The organism is Rugosimonospora africana (genome assembly GCF_016862975.1).
Lineage (GTDB): Bacteria > Actinomycetota > Actinomycetes > Mycobacteriales > Micromonosporaceae > Rugosimonospora > Rugosimonospora africana.
The window spans coordinates 14276-36716 of sequence record NZ_BONZ01000109.1 but is presented as its reverse complement, the minus strand read 5'-3'; the positions used below and the strand labels follow the sequence as shown (position 1 = coordinate 36716).

The 22441-nt window shown below is 66.1% G+C and carries 22 protein-coding genes and 1 pseudogene; 7 read left to right on the top strand and 16 right to left on the bottom strand.

All coding sequences use genetic code 11. The features are described 5' to 3' along the window. Positions 1 to 29 precede the first annotated feature (29 nt). Together Raf01_RS45205 and Raf01_RS45200 are read right to left on the bottom strand one after the other, a co-directional pair. The gene (locus Raf01_RS45205) at positions 30 to 863 is read right to left on the bottom strand and encodes an ABC transporter ATP-binding protein (protein WP_239134480.1); all 834 of its coding nucleotides are present in this window, start codon (positions 861 to 863) and stop codon (positions 30 to 32) included. Next, positions 860 to 1762: an ABC transporter permease gene (locus Raf01_RS45200; RefSeq protein WP_203924338.1), complete on the bottom strand. Its 903-nt coding sequence runs from the start codon at positions 1760 to 1762 to the stop codon at positions 860 to 862. Before Raf01_RS45200 ends, Raf01_RS45205 begins: the two co-directional genes overlap by 4 nt. Before the next feature lie 225 nt (positions 1763 to 1987). On the opposite strand from Raf01_RS45200, the gene Raf01_RS45195 reads away from it, so the two are divergent. From Raf01_RS45195 to Raf01_RS45185, 3 genes are all read left to right on the top strand, one after another. Beyond that, entirely contained in the window at positions 1988 to 2713 is a 726-nt protein-coding gene (locus Raf01_RS45195) for a GntR family transcriptional regulator (RefSeq protein WP_203924337.1), read from the top strand. 783 nt (positions 2714 to 3496) lie between these two features. Then, a complete protein-coding gene (locus Raf01_RS45190; RefSeq protein ID WP_203924336.1) occupies positions 3497 to 3682 on the top strand; it encodes a hypothetical protein in 186 nt (61 codons plus the stop codon). 47 nt (positions 3683 to 3729) lie between these two features. Then, a complete protein-coding gene (locus Raf01_RS45185; protein WP_203924335.1) occupies positions 3730 to 4245 on the top strand; it encodes a hypothetical protein in 516 nt (171 codons plus the stop codon). A gap of 49 nt (positions 4246 to 4294) precedes the next feature. Here the strand turns inward: Raf01_RS45185 and Raf01_RS45180 are convergent, their stop codons facing one another. The 9 genes and pseudogenes from Raf01_RS45180 to Raf01_RS45140 all read right to left on the bottom strand — a co-directional run bounded on the left by Raf01_RS45180 (position 4295) and on the right by Raf01_RS45140 (position 14418). Continuing rightward, positions 4295 to 8674 carry a tetratricopeptide repeat protein gene (locus Raf01_RS45180; RefSeq protein WP_203924334.1) on the bottom strand — a complete coding sequence of 1460 codons (4380 nt, stop codon included), beginning with the start codon at positions 8672 to 8674 and terminating at the stop codon, positions 4295 to 4297. Positions 8675 to 8750: 76 nt separating this feature from the next. Further along, a complete protein-coding gene (locus Raf01_RS45175) occupies positions 8751 to 9305 on the bottom strand; it encodes a hypothetical protein (RefSeq protein ID WP_203924333.1) in 555 nt (184 codons plus the stop codon). Between the two features lie 328 nt (positions 9306 to 9633). After that, positions 9634 to 10031 (bottom strand): annotated as a pseudogene (locus Raf01_RS45170) (conjugal transfer protein TraC); the annotation flags it as partial. Between the two features lie 254 nt (positions 10032 to 10285). Then, positions 10286 to 10522, bottom strand: a complete 237-nt coding sequence (locus Raf01_RS45165; RefSeq protein ID WP_203924332.1) for a hypothetical protein — start codon at positions 10520 to 10522, stop codon at positions 10286 to 10288. A 539-nt stretch (positions 10523 to 11061) separates the two neighbouring features. Further along, positions 11062 to 12351 carry a hypothetical protein gene (locus tag Raf01_RS45160; protein ID WP_203924331.1) on the bottom strand — a complete coding sequence of 430 codons (1290 nt, stop codon included), beginning with the start codon at positions 12349 to 12351 and terminating at the stop codon, positions 11062 to 11064. Beyond that, positions 12327 to 12629: a hypothetical protein gene (locus Raf01_RS45155; RefSeq protein WP_203924330.1), complete on the bottom strand. Its 303-nt coding sequence runs from the start codon at positions 12627 to 12629 to the stop codon at positions 12327 to 12329. The genes Raf01_RS45160 and Raf01_RS45155 overlap by 25 nt, the downstream gene beginning before the upstream one ends. Before the next feature lie 32 nt (positions 12630 to 12661). Further along, positions 12662 to 13273 (bottom strand): hypothetical protein, encoded by a 612-nt coding sequence (locus Raf01_RS45150; protein WP_203924329.1) that lies wholly within the window; start codon positions 13271 to 13273, stop codon positions 12662 to 12664. Then, on the bottom strand, positions 13270 to 13524 hold the full coding sequence (locus Raf01_RS45145; RefSeq protein WP_203924328.1) for a hypothetical protein: 255 nt from the start codon (positions 13522 to 13524) through the stop codon (positions 13270 to 13272). Before Raf01_RS45145 ends, Raf01_RS45150 begins: the two co-directional genes overlap by 4 nt. 444 nt (positions 13525 to 13968) lie before the next feature. Continuing rightward, complete coding sequence (locus Raf01_RS45140) at positions 13969 to 14418, bottom strand: hypothetical protein (RefSeq protein ID WP_203924327.1); 450 nt, start codon at positions 14416 to 14418, stop codon at positions 13969 to 13971. A gap of 404 nt (positions 14419 to 14822) precedes the next feature. Here Raf01_RS45140 and Raf01_RS45135 point away from each other — a divergent pair, with 404 nt between their 5' ends. Continuing rightward, positions 14823 to 15173 carry a winged helix-turn-helix domain-containing protein gene (locus tag Raf01_RS45135; RefSeq protein WP_239134482.1) on the top strand — a complete coding sequence of 117 codons (351 nt, stop codon included), beginning with the start codon at positions 14823 to 14825 and terminating at the stop codon, positions 15171 to 15173. 143 nt (positions 15174 to 15316) lie between these two features. On the opposite strand, the gene Raf01_RS45130 is transcribed toward Raf01_RS45135, so the two are convergent. From Raf01_RS45130 to Raf01_RS45115, 4 genes are all read right to left on the bottom strand, one after another. Further along, positions 15317 to 15508 (bottom strand): hypothetical protein, encoded by a 192-nt coding sequence (locus tag Raf01_RS45130; protein ID WP_203924325.1) that lies wholly within the window; start codon positions 15506 to 15508, stop codon positions 15317 to 15319. 809 nt (positions 15509 to 16317) lie between these two features. Next, complete coding sequence (locus Raf01_RS45125; protein WP_203924324.1) at positions 16318 to 16839, bottom strand: hypothetical protein; 522 nt, start codon at positions 16837 to 16839, stop codon at positions 16318 to 16320. A 107-nt stretch (positions 16840 to 16946) separates the two neighbouring features. Then, complete coding sequence (locus tag Raf01_RS45120) at positions 16947 to 17801, bottom strand: SAM-dependent methyltransferase (RefSeq protein WP_239134479.1); 855 nt, start codon at positions 17799 to 17801, stop codon at positions 16947 to 16949. Continuing rightward, entirely contained in the window at positions 17798 to 18436 is a 639-nt protein-coding gene (locus tag Raf01_RS45115) for a metal-dependent phosphohydrolase (RefSeq protein ID WP_203924323.1), read from the bottom strand. The genes Raf01_RS45120 and Raf01_RS45115 overlap by 4 nt, the downstream gene beginning before the upstream one ends. A gap of 70 nt (positions 18437 to 18506) precedes the next feature. Between Raf01_RS45115 and Raf01_RS45110 the strand changes: the two genes are divergently transcribed. After that, positions 18507 to 18980: a hypothetical protein gene (locus tag Raf01_RS45110; RefSeq protein ID WP_239134478.1), complete on the top strand. Its 474-nt coding sequence runs from the start codon at positions 18507 to 18509 to the stop codon at positions 18978 to 18980. Here Raf01_RS45110 and Raf01_RS45105 read toward each other — a convergent pair. Then, entirely contained in the window at positions 18966 to 19556 is a 591-nt protein-coding gene (locus tag Raf01_RS45105) for a hypothetical protein (protein ID WP_203924322.1), read from the bottom strand. The genes Raf01_RS45110 and Raf01_RS45105 overlap by 15 nt on opposite strands. A gap of 808 nt (positions 19557 to 20364) precedes the next feature. Here Raf01_RS45105 and Raf01_RS45100 point away from each other — a divergent pair. Further along, positions 20365 to 21300, top strand: a complete 936-nt coding sequence (locus Raf01_RS45100) for a phosphoribosyltransferase (RefSeq protein WP_203924321.1) — start codon at positions 20365 to 20367, stop codon at positions 21298 to 21300. A gap of 161 nt (positions 21301 to 21461) precedes the next feature. Next, complete coding sequence (locus Raf01_RS45095) at positions 21462 to 22391, top strand: inositol monophosphatase family protein (RefSeq protein WP_203924320.1); 930 nt, start codon at positions 21462 to 21464, stop codon at positions 22389 to 22391. Positions 22392 to 22441 lie beyond the last annotated feature (50 nt).

The window sequence follows — 22441 nt, the reverse complement described above, 5'->3', positions numbered from 1 at the left end:
GGAATCTGGCGCTGCGCTGCGACCTTCGCTCAGGAGGTCGACATTCCCATGGAGACGCGTACCTCCTGTTCGATCGTCTTCCATATCGAGTCGTAGATCTCGCCGAACTCGGCGGTCCGCTTGATGTGCAGGTCCCGCGGCCGAGGGAAGGGCACGTCGATGACTTCCTTGATGCGGCCGGGCCGTGCCGTCATCACCACGATCCGGTCGGCGAGGAAGATTGCCTCGTCGATCTGGTGGGTCACGAACACGACGGTGCGGCCACCGGCGGCCTGCCTCCAGATCCGCAACAGCTCGGTCTGCATCACCTCACGGGTCTGCGCGTCGAGCGCGGCGAACGGCTCGTCCATCAGCAGCACATCCGGTGAAATGGTGAACGCCCGGGCCAGGTTGACCCGCTGGCGCATGCCGCCGGACAGCTCGTGCGGATAGTGCTTCTCGAAGCCGGACAGCCCGACCATGTCGATGTACTGCATGGCCTGCGCCTTGGTCTCGGCCCGCGGACGTCGTTGCAGTTCAAGCCCGAACATCACGTTGCGCAGCACGTTGCGCCACGGCAACAGGTTGTCCTGCTGGAAGACGAATCCACGGTCGACGCCGGTACCGCGGGAGGCATTGCCGTCGATCAGCAGCTCCCCGCCGGTGGCCTGCTCGAGGCCGTCGATGATGCGCAGCAGAGTCGTCTTGCCGCACCCGCTCGCACCGAGGACCGCGACGAATTCGCCCGGCTGGATCACCAGGTTCACGTCATACAGCGCGTCCATGCGGCTGCTGCCGCGATAGAACTGCTTGTACAGACCGCGCGCTTCGAGCTTGGGCACCGCCCGTGCGAGCTTCGGCTCGGCCACGTCGACAACATTCACAGGATTCCTCCCTGCCTGCTGTTACGCCAAGGTGCGATCTTCTTCTCGATGATGTGCATGATCCGGATGAAGACCACGCCGATCACGGCCAGGACGAACACGCCCAGCCACACGTCAGCGGTAGCGAAGTTCTGCGACGCGGTGAACACCGTGTGGCCGAGGCCAGTGGTGGAGCCGAAGAACTCGGCCACCACGACACCCATCAGGCCCCGACCGACGGCCAGCCGCAGGCCGGTCACGATGAACGGCACGGCCGAGGGCAGCAACACCTTGCGGAATATCTGGAACTTATTCGCACCGTAGGAGTGCGCCGTCTCGATCAGGTTGGCGTCGGTCATCCGGATACCGGCGGTGGTGTTCAACGCGATCGGGAAGAACGCCATGGTCAGCACGACCGCGATACGCGAGGTCATCCCGATGCCGAAGGTGATGATGAACAGCGGGGCGAGGGCGATCAGCGGCGTGGAGTACAGCGCCGACATCCATGGGTCCAGGAAGTCGAAGATCACCCGGTTGACCGCCATCAGGACGCCGACGGCGATGCCGGCCGCCGCGGCGAGGACGAACCCCTCGGCGAAGCCCTGCAGGCTCGCGGCGGCGTCGGTGCCCAGTTGCCCGCTGCGTATCGAGGCCGTGAATGCGTGCAGGATGTCGCCGAGCGGCACCAGCACCAGCTTGCTGGAGTGCCAGGCAACGACCTGCCAGATGACGGCGCCGAGGATCAGCGTACATATGGTGTGCAGAACCGTCGCGTAGCGCCGGTAGAACCTGACCAGCGCAGGCGACCGGGGCCGCGATGCCGGGCCGGCTCCGGCAGCCCGGTCAGCCTGATCCCCGAAGTCAGCACGGGCACCGCGGTCGGCGGCGTCGGGTGCGGTTGGAGCAGTAGCGCGTTCCATCGCCTCCACCTTGTCCACCTAGTTTTGTGGATCTTCCTGGTTCGGTTCAATGTATACAATGAGCAGAGGTGCGCTAGAGATCTCACCGTAACAATCAGGTATCGCGCCGTGCTCTTTCCGACATCGAGGGTGGAACCTCACGTAAGCCTCGCCTCACACGCGGCCATCGACGACGATTGACCCCCCGGCTGGGCGCTTTCTTGTCTGCTGTATACGATCAGCGCCATGGCAACGGTGGAGCTCTCGAAGTTGAGCGCCTCGCCCGTCGGCGATCATCATCCGCAACTGGTGAGCGTCGTGACCGGCGAGCTTCGTCGACTCATCCTCGAATTCGAACTGCCGCCGGGGACACATCTGGTCGAGACACGGCTCGCCGAGCGGCTCGGCGTGTCCCGCAACCCGGTGCGCGAGGCGATCCGTGTCCTGACCGCCGAAGGATTCGTCGAGATCACACCGCGACGCGGGGCCTTCGTCGCCCACCTGACGGTCCAAGACGCCGAGAACCTCTTCGACGTACGCATGGCCCTGGAGCCCTTGGGGGCCCGGCTAGCCGCTCGCAACGGTCCCGAACTCGGCGTCGCGCCACTGAACGACGTTGTCACCCAGGCACTGACCGCCCTGACCAACGGACAGCTGGACAGGCTCCCCCACCTGATCACCGAGTTCCACATCGGCATCATGGAGATGGCGCGCAACCCGTACCTCATGACCATCGCCATACCGACGATCAAGCGCGCACAGTGGGTCCACCTGCCAGACGTCACCGAACGGGCTCCACATACCTGGACCGAGCACATCCAAATGGCGCGCACGATCGAATCCGGCGACGAGGAACGCGCCGAGGCCACGGCCCGCGCGCACGTCGAGGCCGCACAGCACGCGTACCGCGAGCGGGGCCCGCACGCCAAGCACGCCGCCGCCGCATTGAAGGCATCCAGCAACCCAAGCTAGACGTCCACGTGCAGGCGTCGTGGAACCTCTGTGTCCACGACGCATTCGCCTATCCGTTCACTGCTGGCAACGCGGCCCTGCACCGCCTGTACTTCGTGCTGCGCCGTGAACGCATCACCATCGACTCGACCGCGAGACCACGGAGCGCTTCTCCAAACGCTCAGAGGTCAGAAGCCTGCTCCCAGCTTGCTCCACCAGTGACCAGCAACGATTCCACCGGCCCCTTTCGCAGACCTCGATCAATACGCACCCGACCTCGGCCGACGCGCAGCCGTTCAGCGCCGTTAGCGGACGCTCGGCGCGGTTGTGTCAGCGAACATCCAATGAGCCCTGACCAGCGCAATCACGACGCGCCCCAGGTCGGGGCCGAACGTTCACGACCGATGCGGGCCGTTCAGCGCCGTTGCGACCGACCCCGTGCTCGCAATCTGCGCCCCCGCCAATGACCGCGCGCGACTTGGGATTCACCGGTACCACGATCAAGGCGTGGAAGGCCATCGGCCGGCCGAGCTCCCACGTATCTCATCGAGGCAGACTCCACCGGAAGTGAAAGCGGCGATCTGCGAACTACGCCGCCACCATCCACGATGAGGAGCCCGGTGAATCGAAAAGGAACTCGGTCGCCACGGCTGCCCCTGGACCGATCCCATCGCGGATCGTCCATCGGTCCTGGTCCGGTACGGCCTGGCCGAAGTCGTCCCTCGGCGACGCCGCCGGGAGGACTACAGGCGGTGGAAGCACGAGGTACCCATGGAACTTTGGCCACCGGACATCGTCGGAGGCGTGCGGCTGGCCACCGGCACTGAGGCCAAGGTGGTGGCGTGGATGGACGACCGTTCCCGGTTCTGCTGTCTCGCCGAGCTGGTCCGCAAGGTCTCCCCCGACCCGCTTCACGTCGACCCTGCCCGGTATCTGTCGTTACTGCGGCCGAAACATGGACGAGTATTCAGCCAACATGGATTGATTTGAGTTGACCCCGCATGCTGAGAACTTCGGCGACCCCGAAGGAGACTGACGTGACTGATATCCCCTCGGCGCTATCGCCAATTGCCGCAACCGCAGCCGCGATCCTCGCCGGCATCAATTTAGTAGTGTCCGGAAGGCGGGAGCACGGCAAATGGGCGCGCGAGGCACTCGTTGACGCATTCATGGAGTACATGGGGGCCAGCTACGTGGCAGGCCATGCCTGCCGGGTTGCGATAGACATCAGAAGAGGGGAACAAGATTCTGCTGACATTCCCACGCTGCGACAGCAAGCTCAGGTTGCCCACGACACACAGCGCTCCACAATGACGCGCCTCAGGCTACTTGCTTCCGCTGACGTCGTGGCAGCCGCCGAACTACTTCATGAGCACGAGCATCGCCTCGTCTCACTTGCGTTTGATGCGCCGTCGCCGCCCGATGACGACGCGTGGGCGGTGAATTATGCCAGGCTGTGGCACGCGCGAGACCAGATGATCAGAATGGCCAGAAGGTCGATGCGCCTGCCCGCTACGGCCGACATCGTTCATGGCCGACCTGGCAGGACCTGAGCGACAGGGTCCGGGACGGCGCCTCCGTCCCGTGGACGTCTCTCCGTGCTCATCGATTGTTCGCGGCGTCTGGGGTACCGGCGCTTCCGGCGACCTCAGCACGCCGCTGGGCGAGGGTCGTGCGTGCAGCCCGGGTCGTGACGTGGTCGACACCGAGCGCCTGTTCCAGGTCCGGCAGCAATTGTTCGAGAACTTTGGCTGCGCTATCCGGGTCGTCTGCTTCGGCATGCCAGCTCGCGAGCTTCAGCAGAGTGCCCAAACTGCGAGGATCGCGAGGGCCGTGAACGCGCTTCTGATGATGCGCCAGCTGCTTCAGGGCATCGACGGCGCCAGCTGCATCGCCTGCGTCGAGGCGCGCGTGGGCGAGGTTGAGATAGGTGTCCAGCGTGTGGGGATGGTCGGGGCCCAGAACTCGGCGGCGGTCGACCAGAAGTTGTTCGAACGCGTCGACGGCACCAGCCGGATCACCCGCCTTGGCGCTCCAGTAGGCCAGATTGTTCCGTGTCATCAGTGTGTCCGGATGTTCCGGACCGAGCAGCCTGAGCCGGTCGGCCAGCAGTTGCTCAAACGCCGTAACCGCGCCGTCTGGACTGCCAGCTTCGCCACGAAGGTTGGCTTGCGTGCCACGGGCCCTCAAAGTGTCGGCGTCATCGGGCCCGAATATTCGGAGCGCGTAGGCCACCAGTTCCCCGGCTGCCTCCAGCGCGGCGACCGGGTCGCCTGCCTCACCGTGCCAAAGGACGAGCTGACTCCGCGCGTTCAAGTTCCGTCGATCATCCTGACCGACCGCTCGCTCGAGCTCAGGCAGTAGTGTTTTCAACGTTTCGGCGGCGCTGGAGGGGTCGCCCGATCTGCTGAGCTGATCGGCTAGGCGCAGGCGCGTGTTGAGATCATTGACATGGCCGGGATACTCCCGTGCGTCAATGATCTGCGTTCCCTGGCAGACCGAAGCCTGCTGAACGGGGGCACGGACGAGGCAATGCATGTCGCCGGCGGCCGTGCCGAAGTAGAGAGCGCCATTCTCGGCCACTATCTGGTTGATGGGCGAACTCATATTCACGCTGAGCGTCCGTGAGCCCTGTGCCAGGTCCCATTCTGCCACCCAGCCGTCGTCGCTGACCGAGTACGCCCGATCGGGTGCCCACCAGGCCACAGCGTTCACCGCAAGCCGGTGGGCGTCGATGTTACGGATCTGCCGGCGGTTGGCGACGTCCCACAGACGCAGGCTGCCGTCGGCGCAACCTGCAAGCAGAAGATGCCCGTCCGGGCTGGCCTTGAGTTCGTGGATCCCCACGCCGTCGTCCATGCTCATCGTGTAGGAGAGCCTTCCCTCCCCTGGGTCCCACACTCGGATCGAGCCGTCCTCCGCCGCGCTGGCGACCAGGTCATTCGGCAATGCTGCCAGTGCCCGAACAGGTGCTGTATGGCCGGTCATCGTGTGAACCAGACTGCCGTTGGACAGGTCCCAGACGTGGATGGGGGTGTCGTGCCAGGACGCCGAGACCAGGAGCTTCTGGTGCTTGAGCACGGCGAGTGAGCTGACACTCTTCAGACCTTTGGCGAATATCCACTCCACGCGACGGAGGCTGTAGTTGAGCGCATGAATCTGCGCGCCCTCGCCCATCGGAAAGAACTCGATGTTTCCCCGGGCGTTGCCGACCAACGCGCCGTTGTCGGCCGCGCCGGCGTGGATCACGTTGATGAACTGCTGGATGACACGCGAGTAGAAGAGCCTCGGTTCGCCCGTTTCCAGGTCCCAGCCCCGTAATGTGTCATCGAAGCTGCTCGAAAGCAGGAGGTTGTGGCGCGGCGCGGCGCATACGGCGAGGACGGAGGCGCCGTGACCGGCAAAGCCCTCGTTGGGGGTTGTAGTGAGGTCCCAGACTCGTACTGTGCGGTCATAGGACGCTGTGACCACGCGGCGGGAGTCTGCGGTGATGCACATGCCGTACACGCCGTTGCTGTGCCCACTCAACTCGTCCACGACGTCCATCGACGAGAGGTCGACGACCCGTATGCGCCTGTCCTCTGTCGAGGTCGCCAGCAGCATCGTCCCGTCCGGCGACATGGTCATCAAGTTCGGCAGCATCTTGTCAGAGGTGATCGTGCCGACCTCATCGCCAGTCTCGTGGTCGTAGACGTGGATCGCCCAGGCGTTCCCCGCACACACCACGACGTCCGAGCCGGGCACCCACGCCAGGTCGAGGCACTGAACCCGATTCTCCGATCGCATGTCGCGGGAACAGCTGAGAGTGTCGAGGTCCCAGAACCGCACCGACCCGTCCGAGGAGGCGGAGACGGCTCGCATCTCGTCGATGATGAGAAGTTGAGATATCGAATCCGTGTGCCCCTGCAGCGGACCGTGGTAGCGGCCGTCGGCGCGCCATACGTGTATGTCGCCACCACGAGTGCCGGCGACGATGACGTGGTCGTTGCATCGCAGAATCCCCACGGGAGAATCGCACGTGGGCGACAGTCGTGTGGCCTCGCCGTTCAGGCTCCAGGTGGTGACAACGCCGGTAGAGGTGCCCACCAGGCACGAGGCCTGGTCGCATCCGACCTCGAACGCCGTGATCTTTGCCGAGACGTCGAATTCAGCTGTCATCGCAGCGGTACGGATATCCCAGACTCGGACCGAGCCGTCTCCGGCCGCGGTCACTACTGCCGACTCATCCCTGATGAATCTTGCCGTCACCAGAGCCGTCGGGTGCGGCCCGAACACGCGGAGAGACTCGCCTGTCTCGACGTCCCATAACCGTGCCGTGCCGTCCTCGGATGCCGAAAGCGCCCGCTCACCCAGCGCGTCGATCGTCACGAACAGTACCGGCGCCTGATGCCCGACAAGCGTCCGGCGAAGCGCTGGGCTCGCGGACCCGGCATGCCATTTGGTACGGAGATAGGGCCTGCCGATCCCGATGAGGTGACGCTCTGCGAGTTCGCCGATCCACTCGCTGCCGCTCTCCTGGGCGGCCAGGAGAAGGTGCTGACTGATCTGGCCCGGGCGATCGCTTTCGGCGGCGCCGGGGAGTCGATGGGCGACTCGATCGATCAGGTCGTACAACTCCCGCATCTGGTCACCGGCCTCGGTGCCGGACGACGCGTGGACCGCACCGGCGAGGTCACGCATGATCGCGGGAACGCCGAAGCGGGAGACTTTAGCTTCAATGAAAGTGGGCTCCTTCAGCAGAGCCGTCAGCGTGGCTACCCGAGTCGCGTCCAGCAGATGGGCCGGAAGATGCTCGACCGAATATCGATCATCCTGCCCTTGCCAGTCCGCGGCGTGATGATCGATCAGGAAATCGCACAGAGCATCCTGCGCCTCAGGAACGAAGATCGGGTAGGGCGGCGCAGCAAGGAGGAACTCGCGAAAGGACTCGTGAAAGATCCTTACGCGACCTTCCGCGTTGACCTGTAGGAACGGCTGGCAAGCTGTGATCGCGTCCCAGAGCTGCGCCGGTCGCGCGTCGGACAGCTGCCGTGAGGCCCCGACGAGGACCTCACGCGTTAGACCCTCACCGCGAGCGACTGCGAGAAGGGCAAGGACCGGCCGAAAACGTTCCTGCCAGTCGCGATGCTGCCGATCGCGGGCCAGCTCGCGGGTGAGGAAGTTGCTGTAGACCTCGGTCAACGACCTGGGCAGTGCGAAGCGTTCCGGATTCGACCAAGCTCTGCGGTCGGCGAGCAACGCGTCGACGACATGCTTGGCGTAGAGGAAGATTCCATCGCTGGCATCGGTGATCCGGCCAGTCGCGATCTCACGTTCCCGAGCCGGCAATTCCATCAGACGAGCGGCGATGTACTCCCGAATGTCCGGAGCTCCCACAGGTGCATCCCGCACGAGGTGAATGCGGCCGGCCCGGGGGAAGCGATCGTCGATGCGGGAGTCTGCGCTACGGGCTGTGAGCACGAAGCGTAACCTTCCCGGCGCCCGGTCGGTGATGATCCGGGCCAGCAGCTCCGCGATGCTGTCGCTGCCCAGTTCGCTCCCCTCGTCCAAGGCGTCGACAAGAACCACCCGCTCGTCCGATCCGGCGGATGCCCGCGCGAGCGGCTTGCGGACAAGCTCCTCATACGCGAGAGCGGGTGAGTAGCTGTGCAGGTTGACGGAGATCTGAACGCCGCTGACCGAGGCGCCCGGATGGATCTCTCCGGCCTGGACGACCCCGACGGGCGCCACCGTTATCGCTCGAGCCTCAAGCAGTGCTCGCCGGAACCCCTCGTCGCGTCTGGCCAGCGCCTCGCTGAGGCGTTCCACGAACGTCAGGGGGCTCAGCGTCGAAGGTTCGCGGTTCCGGCAGAAGTGGGTGTAGGCCAGCCAGCCGGGCGTGGGTAGATCTGGTTCCGCCAGTTCTCCCGCATTCGCCGAGTCCATTTGTGCCGCGATCGCCGACTTCCCGCTGCCAGGCGGGCCCTCGATGAGCAGGGCCACACCATCGCCCTGCCGCCAGGCGCTGAGTTGCCGAAACAACCACCGGCGCCCGGTGAAGTCGGACGACCCGAGGCCATCACCCGACACTGTCGACTTCTACGCCGACCGCGCGGCCCCCGGTCTCCACGCGTCCCGCTCGCACGTGACCGGCGACGGCGCCACCGAGAATCTTCCGCGCCCGCAGACCGGCCACGTACCCGCGCACGTCCTCGACTACGGCTTCGCCCTTGACGATCGCAGCGCTCGACGAGACCGCCGGTTCGCCTCGGAAGACGAACCGTTCGCCGTAGACAGCTTCCAGGAGGCGGCGTAGGCCGTCCACGCGTTCCAGTGTTGCGTGGTCATGGGGGTCGACCTCTTCGATGCCGTCGTTGAGATCGGCGAGCGCTGCTCGAAGATCGCGTAGGTCCTGTTCCAGTCCTCCCACCACCGCGAAGTCGATCCTGGCCTGTCGCGGGGCATGGTCGAACGCCGCGTCCGGCGCCGCGAGTTCCACCTCGGCTGAAGGCTCATTCGAATTTCGCCTCGTCCGCCAAGCCTTAATCGCCTCACCGGCCTGCGCGTAGAGGAACTTGATTCCTTCGGTCAGCGCGACGGCGCCGACACTTGCCAAAGTTAGCGGATCTGACATCGAGGACTTCCCCTCGCATCCGGCTTCGCCTCTTCAGGGGGACCCGATTGTTTCACGGCGAAGCAAGTGTGGCCATAAAAGCGTGATCGCAAAGCGGATCCACGCGCCCAGTGCCAACTCGGTGCATATACTCGCGTGCTGCCAGTCAAGTCGTGGCGCACCGGTACGTCCCCGACATTAGGCGATCCATGATCCGACAGACGAATCAACCTTGAGGTCAGCTAGTGCCTGCCGAGCGGCGTGACAGAAATGACGACGTGCACAGCTCGCCCTACTCCGGACAGCCGCAGCTGCGCCGTCTCAGAATTCCCATCGTAATTTCGCAGACTTACGACGTGACCAGGAGAAGTAGCACCAGCTGATGGTCGGCCAATGAAAAGATAGCCTCGAACGATGCGCGGTTGGTGCCGCAGACCACCAGCCCGTGGCCGGTACGGGCGGCAGCACCCGCCGTTTCCCCGCGGTGAGTCCGAATGCGTCGCCGACTGCGTCGATGGCTTGCGGGGCCTGTCTGAGCAGGATCTGGGCAGCGTTGGATACCACGGCTCGGCCGAGTTCGGTGCCGGGCACGTCGGCCACGTCGTCCTGAGTGATCACGGTCAGGTCGGCGTTGCGTTTGCGGCCGGCTCTGGACATGCGGAACAGGAACCCGGCGCCTTCCCCGTCGCGCAAACGTAGCCGCGCCTCGTCCACCACCAGTCGTCGGGGGCCAGCCGGTCCCGGGGCGCGCAGGTGGAACCGGCCACTCGCCGGTGTCCGTGTCTGCTCGCGGTTTACCGCGGCAACCGTGCGACAGTCTCTCCGGAGTACTGGTGCCAGCCACAGGCAGTGGGCGGCGCTGAAGCGCATCACCCTCTCCAGACCGTCACCCAGGCTCGCTCCACCCGGTGTTGCCGCAGGAAGTAGCCGGCGAGCCGAGCCCACCTGCTCGTGATCAGGTAAGCACCCTCAGCCAAGAGTTGGCATTCCAGTGGCATCGCTTAGCCCGCCGGCATCTCGCGCCAGTTGTCGATCGGCGAGCCCTCGGTCAGCCGGCGGATGCGTCGCAGGGCGTCCGGCTCGCAGTCGAACTCCTGGCGGACCTGCCTGCCCTCGGCCCCGCCTTCGCGGGCCTCGACCCACCACAGCCCGGTCCCATCATCGAGACTCAGGAAGACGTCCCGCCTGGCGATGCGTCCCCACTTGCCGTTCCACCAATGCCTCCGCCGTCGCTCCACGGCGACCACAATCGCACAGGTGTTCGAGGACGTCGAGCGTGACGAGTGGAATCTACCGCCCTCCGACGGACGTACCGGACCGGCATATCTGCCTCGATCATCAGCCGATATCGCGACGTGCCATGCCGGGACAACCGGACGCATGCCCGTGCTCAGGACGTCCTGGACCCTGCGTTGTCCACGAGCCGTCGTTGGTGGCTGGCCTTCGGGCACCACGAATCCATGACCGCCGACGAGACAGACCACGGGGGTCACCGGCAAGTCTCAGCGCCGTACCGGCGGCTTCGGCCACATCGCCGTCCCTCGCCGTGCTCTTCCTGATCCGGGGTGAACAGACCCCCGGCAGGGCAGCAGGTCCCGGGAGCCACGTGCGCCGGCGGGAGCGATCCGCTCGGTGATGACAGGCCGCCGCTGCGCTGGTCTTGCGATACCGGGCCGATCAGTGAGCAGCGAGGCATCTCGCCACACACCGGCCCCGCTCCGGTGCCGGCCGGTCGTTTGCCGCCGTTGATGGCTGGTCAGGGGACGACGCCAGAGGGTCAACCCTGGTTGGGTTTCCACCCGGCAACGTCGCCGTAGCCCGGCAGTCCGCGCTCGCTGGGAAAGGGCCGAGCTCGGTGGGTGGCGTCGCCGAGATCCGGGGCGCTGTCATGTGCCGCCTGCGCGATCTGCAGCGCCGACGCAGCGTCGTCGTTGGCCTCCCGCCAGCTCGCCAGCATGTCGGCGGCCATGGCCGACAGTGCCGCGGCCAGCGCCTTGGCCGGCGAGTCGAGGCTGCCGGTGAAGCTGTCCGCCGCGTCGAGGTACGCCTCGAGTTTAGTGATGAGGTTGTCGATGTGGTCGTAGCCGACCCTGGCGTAGGCGAGCTGAAGTGCGTCGATCGCCTGGGCGGCGTTCTTGCCCTGGCCACCCAGCCACGCTGCCTGATCCCGCAGGACGTCGTAGTAGGTGATGCAGCGGTTGGCGTGGTTGAGGTAGGCGGTCGCGGCGCCAGGGCTGCTCCAGTAGTCCGTCAGCGCGGTGGTCTGCGCGCTCATGTCCGCGTGGCGCTCGTCCCACTCCGCGCTGACCGCGTTGACCAGTTCCGCGCGGTTGGCGATGATGCCCGGCCACGCCGTCGCCGCCTCATTGATGAAGCCTTCCATCGGCAGTCTTCCCGAAGCCAGGCCGAGCTGGCTGACGATGCGCTCTGCCTGCCGCACGTGGCCACCGTTCTGCCGGATGAAGTCCAGCAGTCTGCGCCGTCCTGGGGTCTCGCCGAGCGTCCGGAACATCATGTCCCGATCGGTCACCGCGCCGCGGCTTTCCACCCAGGGGCTGTTCACAGCGTGGTCGCTGCTGGCGAAACTGACCCTGGTCTTGAGATCGTCAGGATTTCCAGGGTCGCCCCTCGGGATCCTCGGACGCGGTGTGCCATGGGCGTAGTCGGGCATGGTGGGGCTGCCGCCGGGGTGCACGGTGATGGCCTGTTGGCCGCTGTCGGTCAGCCATGGCACGAAGAAGTCGTTGACAGCCGCGATGTCGTCGAAGGTCAATGCACAGGTGATGTCCGCATCCGCGTAGTCCGCGGCGACCGTGGCCAGGACGGCGGCGGTCTCAGCCTGGACGTCCCGCGCCGTGACCGCCTCATCCACCCGGCAGTCCAGGGCGCTTGCCCAGTCCTTGGCCCACCGCGTGGACCACTCCATGGTCCCCCAGGCGAAGGCGGGCACGTCACCGGCGAACAGCAGGAACGAACGCAGCGCCTCGCAGATCAGGGCATCCTCATACCGTGCGCTGGCATGGTTGGCCAACTGCTGCACGTCTACCGAGAGATATCCGGTGCCCATTCCCCGCTCCTGGTGTGGATCTCGTCGTAGTCCGGTCCGAAGATCGCGCGCCGCAGCTTCCGGCATTCGTCGCGGTAGGTCCGGTAGGCGTCGTTGAGTGCGTGCCGCAGTTCCGCGGCCAGTTCCCGCTCGGTGATCCGGGCCAGCGTGTGGCGTCGCAGCGTCACGCTCACCTCGCCGGTCTCGCTGCGCCGGACCGTCACCCACCCGCCCGGTGAGGTGACAGCGATCGGGAGCCGCTGGGTGGCCTGCTCGTACCGGTCCAAGAGGGTCTGCATCCGTCCTCCGTTCTTCCGGTCCGGTGGGGTGCTCAAAGACCGCCGGCGACGGCGTCGGCGATGCCTTGCGCTTCGGTCTGCAGCATCTGCGGGAACTGCGCGTCGGGACCGGGTGCCTGTGCCGAATCGATCCGGACGCCGATGACGAACGGCCCGTGGACGATGGCGAGGCCCGCGACCTGGCCGTCGATTGTTGGCCCGGAGCATCGACTGCTGGTCACCGGATCTCCGGTGGTGACTGGTGGAACGGTGGCGCAGTACTGCGACGTCTCGTCCACGACGAGGTCGCCGAGGGTCTGTGCCTGGTCGCCGCCGCCGGGGCTCAAGGTGGGCCGGTTCAGCCAGATCTGCACCTGCAGCGGGGTCTTGCCGTCGGCTGCCACCCCGATGAGCGGGCACAGCCGTGTCGATGCAGGGACGAAGTCGGTGGGTGTGCCGGCGTTGGTGGGCTGGGCGAACCGCTCGGTCGGACTTTTCAGCGCGCTGGCCGGGATTCGGCCGACCAGCGTGCGGCAGCTGGGCAGCGCCGCGGCGTGGGCGCCGGTGGGCTGGCGGTCGCTGCAGCCGGCCAACGCTGCCAGCCCGGACAGACCTGCCACTGTGGCGACACCGACAGCGCGGCTCAGTCGTCGTACACCGTTCACGTGTGTTCCTCGGCTATTCCGGCTGCCTGTTCCCAGGCCCGGGTGAGGTGTTGCCGGTAGGCCAGCATGGCGACGCGAATCGCCCCGTTGATCTGCCGCTCGAAGGACTGCTCACTGTGTTTCCGGCTGCATCCGGGGGCCAGGCTCACATCGATCCGGGCCGGGGAGCCCTCGGCGGTGACCGTGACGGACCGGTCCGGCGAACGGCCGGTGATCGTCACGATCCGCAGCAGATCACGAAGCAGCGCCATGCGGTTCCCCTTCTGGCATAGACACACGGCCGTTCCCCTCGCGGACAGACACGCGAACTGGTCCGACACACCGGTACCATCGCAATCCCTGGAACGGACACACTGCCATTGATTGACGGCTGACGATTCCTTGATTCGAGGTTAGCCGCCAACTGTCCGCATGTCTCTGGACGCTGGACATCTCATCCAGACAAGTTGGCGACGTTGACTCGCCGATGCGTGTTCATCAACCGACAACCGATACCCTTTCGCGAGAATGCCAACACGCACCGATCGGTCTAACGCCGCATGGACCGCCGCGACACGCGAACGCCAACCTGGCCTGGGGCCCGCGAGCAGCGGCGAAGCGCAACCTACCGCTGCACGTGGTACGGACCCGGCCCACCGCCGGACCGTCACCACAGGGCCGCTCGCCGCTCACGTGAGTCAGCCGATCCCTGGGCCTCACAAACTGCCCAACATGGCGTATGCCAGTGTCCGTGCCTGCGCTACGAGGTAGTGCCGCGTTGCCGTATCCGGCGCCGTGTCTCCGGTGAGATCGAGTATCGCGGCAGCGGCTGCCCGATCGTTGGAGACTGCGATCGCGGCGGTGAAGCCGGGCGCCGTTGTCGAATGCGTGCAGCGCTGCTCGACGACCGGACCGACCGTGGTCGCGGGAGGAGTTCCTGGCCCGCAGTCGATCCTGACCATCGCCGTGGCGTCCTGCTCAAGCCAGTCAGCCAGTGGGATGTTCGCAGGCACCTTGGCCGGATCTGGTCTTCCCAGGAACACCTGCGCGAGGCCGTGCCCGCCGAGCCGGCGATACTCGGCGGTGTCCGTCGCGCAATCCAGATTGCCCAAGGGGGACATGGCGACGGGTAACGGCGTCCGCAGGTGTGGATGGTCGAAAATCACACCGGCCCACTGCAGAAGTAGGCCGGGGCATCGGGCCGGTGTCGTAGCCGGTCGGGCACTCGGTGAAGGCGCGGCGGATTCCACAGCGACGGTCCTGGATGGTTGACGCCCGGCTGGCTCACTTCCGGTGCGATCTGAACAGCCGGCCAGCAGGAGGACAGCGCCCAGGGCGACCGCAGCCAGTCGCCGACCAGCCCTCGTGACAATCACTTGCGCCTCCCCTGGAGTCCCCCACCCCGCCCCGGCATGGTGCGTCCGCTGGGAAAGGCACCGGGTCGCGCTGCGGACCGCTGAAGTCGGGGCTGCCCGCGATGGCGAGAGACTCGATCGCCAGACCCGAGCGACCCCGACGGCCCGCAGGCCGGCAGCCGACAGACCTGAGCCGCGAGTAACGTAGGTACGTGATGACTATCGACCCCTCGATCGACCGGCCGCTCTGGAAGCAGGTAGCCGACGCACTCCGTGCCGACATTGACGCCGGCCGGATCAAGCCCGGTCAGCGCCTGCCCTCGGAGCTGAGCATCCAACAGCGAACAAACCTGAGCCGGACCACCGTCCACAAAGCGATCACCCAACTGGAGCTTGAGGGACGCGTGGAAATCCGCCCCCCGAAAGGAGTCTTCGTGCTGCCCGCGCACGACCTCGTGGTGCTCGGCCCACAGGACCGGGCGACTTCGCCAGCAACGATCACCGTCGTTCGCGCTGATCAGTCGGTGGAGTCCTACCCTGCGGGCACACCGCTGACGGGTAGCTGATCGCCACAGCAGGTACGGACCGGCCGGGCGGCACGTGGGTGCCCGTCGCAGCCATGTCGCGGCGTTGGCCCGGGTGCGCCGGGCGACGGCGTAGGCGGTCAGTCCGGTCGCCGACGTGGCAATGGTTACCGTAGCGATCGCGTTCATGTTCCCGCCCGACGACCAGGAATCGCCGAACTGGCACGCACGCCCGAGGCCAGCGGGTACCACCGCGTCTCCTGCGGAGAGTGTTTCTGGGAAAAGGCGTAGCTGCCAGCCATCGACGCTCTCTCGACGCGGGCCTGCACCAGCTCCTGCTTCACGGTCAGCACCGTCAACTCCGTCACCCTGTCCACTCCCATTCCTGCACGCACGCCCGGCCGCACCCGTCGTGCGTGGCGAGCAACTCGATTCACCACCGGATGCGTGGCAGTTAAAGACCAGCGGAAACAGCGTCGGCGATGCCCTGCGCTACGGCCCGCGGCAGCCGTGCGTCTGCGTCGGGTGGTTGTGCCGCGCCGATCCGGACGCCGATGACGACCGGCCCACAGTCGACGGCCAGGCCGCCCACCATCTGGCCGTCGACAGTCGGCTCCGAGCGCCGGCTGCTCGTGGCTCAACACCGCGACGTCCCTTCCACGGCCAGGTCGCGACGGCTGGCGGCTCGTCGCCGCCACCGTCGGGGCCCCTCGCGGGTCGGTGCAGCCAGATCCGCACTCCGCCACGGAGCCGTGCCGTCGACGGCAACGCCCGATGATCGGGTGTAGCAGTGCCGATTCGGCTGCAGCATCTGTCGGTGTGCCGGCCTGGTGGATTGGGGAACCGCCGCACCGGACTCCTCAGTGCGCAGGCCGGGATTCGGCTGACGAGCATGTGACAGCTCGGCAGGGCCACGATATGGGAGGGGCCGCCGCCGGCGGTCCGGTGCTCGCCGCAGCCGGTCAGCGCTGCCGGCCCGGACATACCTGTCACGGCGCCGACACCGGTGGCGCTGCTCCTTTGCCGTCGTACACCGTTCACGTGCTTTCCCTAAAGCGAAACACACCACCGGATCTCCGGCGCTGGTGACGTGTTGCCGGTGGACTGCCATGGCGATACGGATAGCCCCGTTGGTCTGCCACTCGAAGGACCGTCCACTGTGTTTCGGCTGCACCTCGCGCCGGACTCAGTTCGATCCGGGCTGGGGAGCCTGTGGCTGTGATGGGGACTGAGCTGCCCGGTGAGCGTCACGCAGCTGCGACAGGTGCGCCCGCCAGACAGCCCGGTAGTACTCCTCAAAGCCGATTCCCTGGCCGGGAGGCCAGTACTCTGCCCGGTAGCGGTCGTCGCCGCCAGCCGGTGCGAATTCGATCCGGTCGGCGTAGCGGTTCCAGAAGCCGTCGGACCCATCCAACGTTGCCGGATCATCCTGGCCGGACTGCTGCCACAGCCGCAACACGTCCTCAACGATCAGATCGATACCCGCCTCATCGTCGCCGAGGTGTTCGCTGACATCCCTGACGACCAGCCGAGTGACCGCCAGACGCAGATCCAAAGTCTTGAGCTGACCTATCAACGCGGTGATGTCGGACTCGCCCAGATCAACGGTCGCAGCGACATGTGCGCCTGCCGGCCTGGCGCCAGGTTGCGTCCGAGCTGAACTCCTCATCGAGGTGGCGGTGAGCGGGTTCTGGCGGTTCATCATCATCTCCTCACAGTCGACGGGTGCGCGGGGGCGGCTGTTCGTCCGCCGCCGTTGAGACCACGGTGGTGAACTGACGGGTGCGGTTTGGGTTCAGCGCGTGCATGGGCGGGTCACCGGCGAGGTGGGATGCGGGCGACGGCCGTGTAGGCGGCGGCCTCCGCCGGTGTGGGCTGCGACGCGGCCTGGTCGTCGGGGCGCCAGTGCGGGGTGGGCACGACACCGGGTGCCACCACCTCAAGCCCGTAGAAGAACCGGTCGACCTCATCCAGAGTGCGAGGCTGGAACCGGTCGTGGACGGCGGTGGCCGCTTCCAGGGCTGTGATCGTGTGCGGCGGCATGAAGTCGTAGGTGGCGTGGGAAACCGCGAGATAGCTGCCGGCCGGCAGAGCGTCGACCAGCTCCGCCACGACCTCATGGGGCTTGTCCTCGTCGGGTAGAAAATGCAGGACGGCGAACAGCAGCAGCGCAACCGGCCTGGTCAGGTCCAGCGTGCCGGTCACGTCGGAGTGATGCCGGATGTCCTGCGGTGTCCGCACGTCCGCGTCGAGAACGGCGGTCGCGCCCTGCGGGCTGCTGGACAGCAACGCCCGGCTGTGATTGATGACGATCGGGTCGTTGTCGACATACACCACCCGGCACGCTGGGTCGATCCGCTGGGCGACCTCGTGGGTATTGTCCGGGCCGGGGATCCCGGCACCGATGTCGAGGAACTGCCGGACGCCGGCCTGACCGGCGAGGAACGTGACCACCCGCCGGTGCAGGCGCCGGTTCTCGGCAGCCGCGGTCCGGATGTCAGGGAACGCGGCGGCGATCGCGTCCCCGGAGGCCCGGTCGGCGGTGAAATGGTCCTTGCCGCCGAGCCAGTACCCGTAGCGGCGTGCCGGGTGCGCGACCGACGTGTCGATGCCCGAGCGGGCACTCCGCAGCCCCTCCGAGGGCGCACCCGTGGACGCACTCCACCTCACGACGCCCTCCCCCACCGGCCGGGGCAGGAGGAACCGCCGGCATCGCCCGCGGCAGCCGTCGACGCCGGTGCGGCCGTGGCGGACTCGGCCAGGGCCACCGCGAGTCCCAGTTCGTCGCGCAGACCGGCTGGCAGCCTGGCCGACGTCGCGGTGTGAAACTCCCGGAAGTACGGCACCAGCGCCACGAACGCCTGCCGCCCGCACCAGAAATCCTTCGGATCATCGGCTGCGGCGGCCCTGGCCAGAATCGACCCGACACTGACGATCTTGTCGGCGGCACTCGCGTAGAGCGTCCACAGGTCGCGCAGCGGCGGCACCGCCGGCACTCCGGCATCCATCGCGGCGTGTTCACGATGCATCGCCGCGACGACACGAGTGATTTCCGGCCCCAGCCACACGGTCAACGCGGCGTCCACGTCGACGGTGGCGGGGGCGAACTCCGGACTGTTGTGGACCAGGACGGCGGCAATCAGCTGGGGCGGCACGGCCGGTAGGTGCTGGTCGAGTTTGACCGCGACCCGCACCGCATGGGACAGCGTCGGATGGCCGTCGATCTCGCGCCCGGCGCACCATTGCCGAGCCAATCCGAATGCCGTGGCGACCAACGGATGATGCGGCCTCGTCAGTACACTCACCGTAGCGTTCCTTTCTGGATCCCTGTGCGGTCCTGAAGTCCCTGGCCCCGAACCCGTTGCGCGGTGCCCTGTGTCTGAACCCGATGACCTGACCGGTCGACGTCTTCCCGGGTGGGACGGCGCCACCTGCACCGTGTGCCCCGCGCAGTGCCTCGGACTGGGCCGCTTCGACGTCGTCGACCGCCCCGGCCCGGACAACCGCTACGACCCGGCACTCGGCTGGCGGATCAACATCCACACCGGGAAACCAACCTGTGTGCACCCGTTCCGCGTCGGGCTGCCACCCGGCCTGTATGCCAGCAGCGGCCAGACGCTGCTACCGATCCCGACACAGCCGCCAGCGCCCAGTCCGGCGCAGCTGGAGCTGCCGCACGATCCGGTGGACCTGGGAGCGTGGCTGGTCGCGTCGCTCCGGGTCGTGCCGGCCGATCAGATGGTCTCCGCCCTCCGGCGGGCGGAGGCCACCGCAGCCCAACGCTTCCCCGCCAAAGACATCGTCGCGGCGATGCGCCGGGTGCTGTCGGCCCAGCTACGCGGTCAGTAGCTCCGGATCCGCAAACTTGATGTCATGGCTGCAGCCGTCCCTGCCGATCCCGATGCGCTGGTACCGCTCGTTGAGCAGCTGCCGGCGCCACCGCGTCTCGCGCGCATCCAGCCAATACCGGCCCGGAGGAACACCGAAACCCGCTTCGACGTAGCACTGCTGGGTGTAGTCACCCCAGGTCCAACCGAACTGCTCATGGTCGGTCTGATGCACCACCGTGGCACCCGCCCGGGCGAACACCCGGGCCACCAACCCGGCCTGGGCGATGACCGCGTGCACCATCTCATCGACCGGCGGAGACACCAGCAGCTCCGCGGCAGCATCGTCGCGGGTCAGCTCGAATACCGCAGCCTTCAGCGCGAGAACCTTCACCGCCTCGTCGAACAAAGGCGGCGCGTCCAGATCCAGATTCCACTCAGCGATCAACGGATAGCCGGTGTAGGTTGACCAGCAGTCGGCGTAGCGAAGCGACGAACGGCGGAGCGCGGCGAACTCGGCGTCGCCACACAGCCGGGCCAGGATCTGGGCGCCGCGCCGCCCAACCATCGCGGGGGCGGCCAGAGAGTTGGTGGTCATGGCGATATGCCTCCTTCGTGAAACCGCAGGGGTGAGAGGTCGGATCAGTCGTCGTTCGACCGGACGCCGCGGATCGGACGGTGCGGGGCTCAGCAGTCCAGCCCGGCTGGATCAGTCGTACCAATCAGCTGGCCACCGTGTCGTGGGCACGAGAGCTTATGTGCATCAACCAGGCCCGTACATGCAGCTGAGACCGGATTCCCAGCAGCCGGGCCGAGCTTGCGGCGGCCCGTGATGCCGCTGCAGGAAGCAAGCCAGAAGTCATCTGCCAGACGTAGCGATCGGGCCACGCTTGCCCACAGTTAACCAGCCCACTTCCGCGTCCCTCCGATCGAACACATCGCCTCCTGTCTTTGGCGGGGCGCTCCAACATCCGGGTCGCGTTGGTCCGTCCGAGACTCTCAATCCCAGTGCCGGACACCCACCAACACCGTCCCAAACCCTGCTCTGTCCTCGCACCTCACGGGACGCCTAAAGACGCTCGGATTTCTGGGCGCCCTGACCTGCGTCAACGCCGGAGGACAAGACAGTTACCCATTCAAATCGGTAATGTGATCGGTGCGTACGGTTCATAGCAGTGGGACATCTACGACGGAGCAGCAGCATGGGGACGTCGACACAGGGGCGAAAGACTGCCGAACCCAGCCCTCAAGCCCGAGGTCGAGAGCTAGCACGCCATGGCCAACAGCTCTGGAAGGAGCTACGCTCAGTAAAGTCGGCAGCTGCCGAGCTGATGAGCCGGAACCCCGACGTCCCGAGCATCCAGGCGTACCGATACGCGGCCGGGCTCTCCCAGGATCAAGCCGCGGTGCGCTACAACGAGGTCAATGACCACCAGACCAGCCTCGGTGGAACAACCATCAACGCCTGGGAAACGTGGGCCCGCACGCGCGGGGCTGGCTCGCCACCGACGTTCTCGAGTCTGCTCGTCCTGGCAACAGCCTACGGGCGTGGACCTCTCGGGATCACAACGGAGGACATCTCACCAAGCGACCTTGTATCAGAGGCATACGAGCGTCTCGCCCCAGAGGACCAGCTCTCGCTCAAGCGATACAACGACCGGCGTCCAAATGCAGCTGCCGGAGACCTCAACACGCATCTTCTCGTGAGCCGTTCACCGACGACTGCCATTAGGAAGAACATCGTGGGGCCCGACTTCAATCTCGGCGTGCCTACCATTGCTTATGGAAATCCTGAAGTTTGCGTCTTCACACTGCCGAACCCTCAGCCAGGTCAACTACTGAACTTGACTTGGGAGACTTTCGGGTTCGGCATCGAGCGGCTCATCCGCCAGATCAAGAACATGGGGCGCCGCCTTGATGCGGATGTATGCTTCGGCATCAACGAGGCTGGCCTCGTCATGGCTACGTTCCTCGCCTCGGCTCAGTTCGCTCGGTGCTCCATTGGATACCTACGGTGTCACAAGGTGCGCGACACCGTCGCCCTCGCACCTGAGTCGTTCTACCCAGACGCATCGCCAGGATCGACGATCTTGATCTGCGATTTTGAGGTCAAACATGCTGACGTCATTGGTTTCACATGTCGCGAGCTGCGCAGGCGATACCCCGATGCATCCCTCTACTTCGCTGTCTTCGGCGCCATGACAAAGAGCGCCGATCTGGCTGTCGCTAGTTTCGACGACCTGGCCGGCGCGCAGATCATGCGTACGGCGGAGCTAGAAGCGGTGTTCATCGCCGCGACCATGAGTCCGCCAGGCATCGAACCGCCTCTGGAACTTCGGTAGCAGGGCCCGGACACGCGAGAGGCTACGCGGCCGATCGGTGTGGACGACCCGCTGCGGCGATGTGAACCGCGGTCCTCTTACAGTGGCGGAGGAACGTCCGCGTGATCAGCCTTGAGCTACACACGAAGTCATACCGTCATCGGTAGACGTGGGAGGTCGACATGGATCTTGACGAGACGTTACCCCGTCTTGCCCGCAAAACCATCGGAGTTGTCGACATTCTCATGTCGGAGCTCCGTCCCAAGCTCATCGGAGCCGCGCTTACAGGCGACATCGGCGAGAGCGAGAATACGCGGCACCACGACAACCTGCTCACTGTGCACGACCTCTGGATGCATGAACGCTACCGCGACACGCTTAGCCAATACATCCCTTCGTTCATCTACGCCTCTGAAGAAGCCGAACCCCAGATCATCGGCGGCGATCCGAACCCGGACCTCTGTGTTCTGGTCGATCCTCTGGACACCAGCGAGCTGGCGGTCCGTGGCCTGCTCGGCTACACCCACGTCATGATCTACTCGCGGTCGCTGCGTCGACCCGTCGTCGCGGTGATCGGTGACATCTACCACCACATCCGCTTCTACGTCGCGGCTCGGTGCGACGACGGACAAGACCGCGCCTACGCGATCACCAGCGACGACAGCCACCACCCACTCACTCCGCGTGCTGCCAGAAGGCTGTCGGAATCGCTAGTCACGAACTTCCTCATGCGCGGCACGGAACGCCTCCTGCCTTTATGTCGACAGAGCCGATTCATCGAGGCACTCGACGAGCTGGACGAGCACGGCAAGAGCCGCGGACGCATCGGCGTCGACTTCGGCTCAGTCAGCCTCTGCCACGTCGCAGCCGGATTCACCGAGGCCGTCGTCGAGTTCGCCAAGGGCTTTGCTATCTGGGACCTCGCACCAGGCCACTACGTGCTCGACGCTGCCGGTGGCACCGTACTGGATCTGACCGGCCGGCCCTTACCACTCGACTACAACCTCGACTCCCTCGACGACATCGCCAAGGCCATGAACCCGCGACAAACCTTCGTCGCCGCCGGCAGCGATCAGCTAGCCCGAGAGATCCTTCTCTCCCTAGACGTTTAAGCGTTCCTCCAACTGCATTGCATACGCGGGGAGCACATCTGCGGCCACGG

Excerpts from the sequence above, each read along its gene's own strand:
- Raf01_RS45125 (WP_203924324.1), bottom strand. The coding sequence starts at position 16,839 with ATGATGATGAACCGCCAGAACCCGCTCACCGCCACCTCGATGAGGAGT.
- Raf01_RS45105 (WP_203924322.1), bottom strand. The coding sequence starts at position 19,556 with ATGACCACCAACTCTCTGGCCGCCCCCGCGATGGTTGGGCGGCGCGGC.
- Raf01_RS45195 (WP_203924337.1), top strand. The coding sequence starts at position 1,988 with ATGGCAACGGTGGAGCTCTCGAAGTTGAGCGCCTCGCCCGTCGGCGAT.
- Raf01_RS45200 (WP_203924338.1), bottom strand. The coding sequence starts at position 1,762 with ATGGAACGCGCTACTGCTCCAACCGCACCCGACGCCGCCGACCGCGGT.
- Raf01_RS45175 (WP_203924333.1), bottom strand. The coding sequence starts at position 9,305 with ATGTCAGATCCGCTAACTTTGGCAAGTGTCGGCGCCGTCGCGCTGACC.
- Raf01_RS45135 (WP_239134482.1), top strand. The coding sequence starts at position 14,823 with ATGACTATCGACCCCTCGATCGACCGGCCGCTCTGGAAGCAGGTAGCC.
- Raf01_RS45160 (WP_203924331.1), bottom strand. The coding sequence starts at position 12,351 with ATGGGCACCGGATATCTCTCGGTAGACGTGCAGCAGTTGGCCAACCAT.
- Raf01_RS45145 (WP_203924328.1), bottom strand. The coding sequence starts at position 13,524 with ATGGCGCTGCTTCGTGATCTGCTGCGGATCGTGACGATCACCGGCCGT.
- Raf01_RS45155 (WP_203924330.1), bottom strand. The coding sequence starts at position 12,629 with ATGCAGACCCTCTTGGACCGGTACGAGCAGGCCACCCAGCGGCTCCCG.
- Raf01_RS45095 (WP_203924320.1), top strand. The coding sequence starts at position 21,462 with ATGGATCTTGACGAGACGTTACCCCGTCTTGCCCGCAAAACCATCGGA.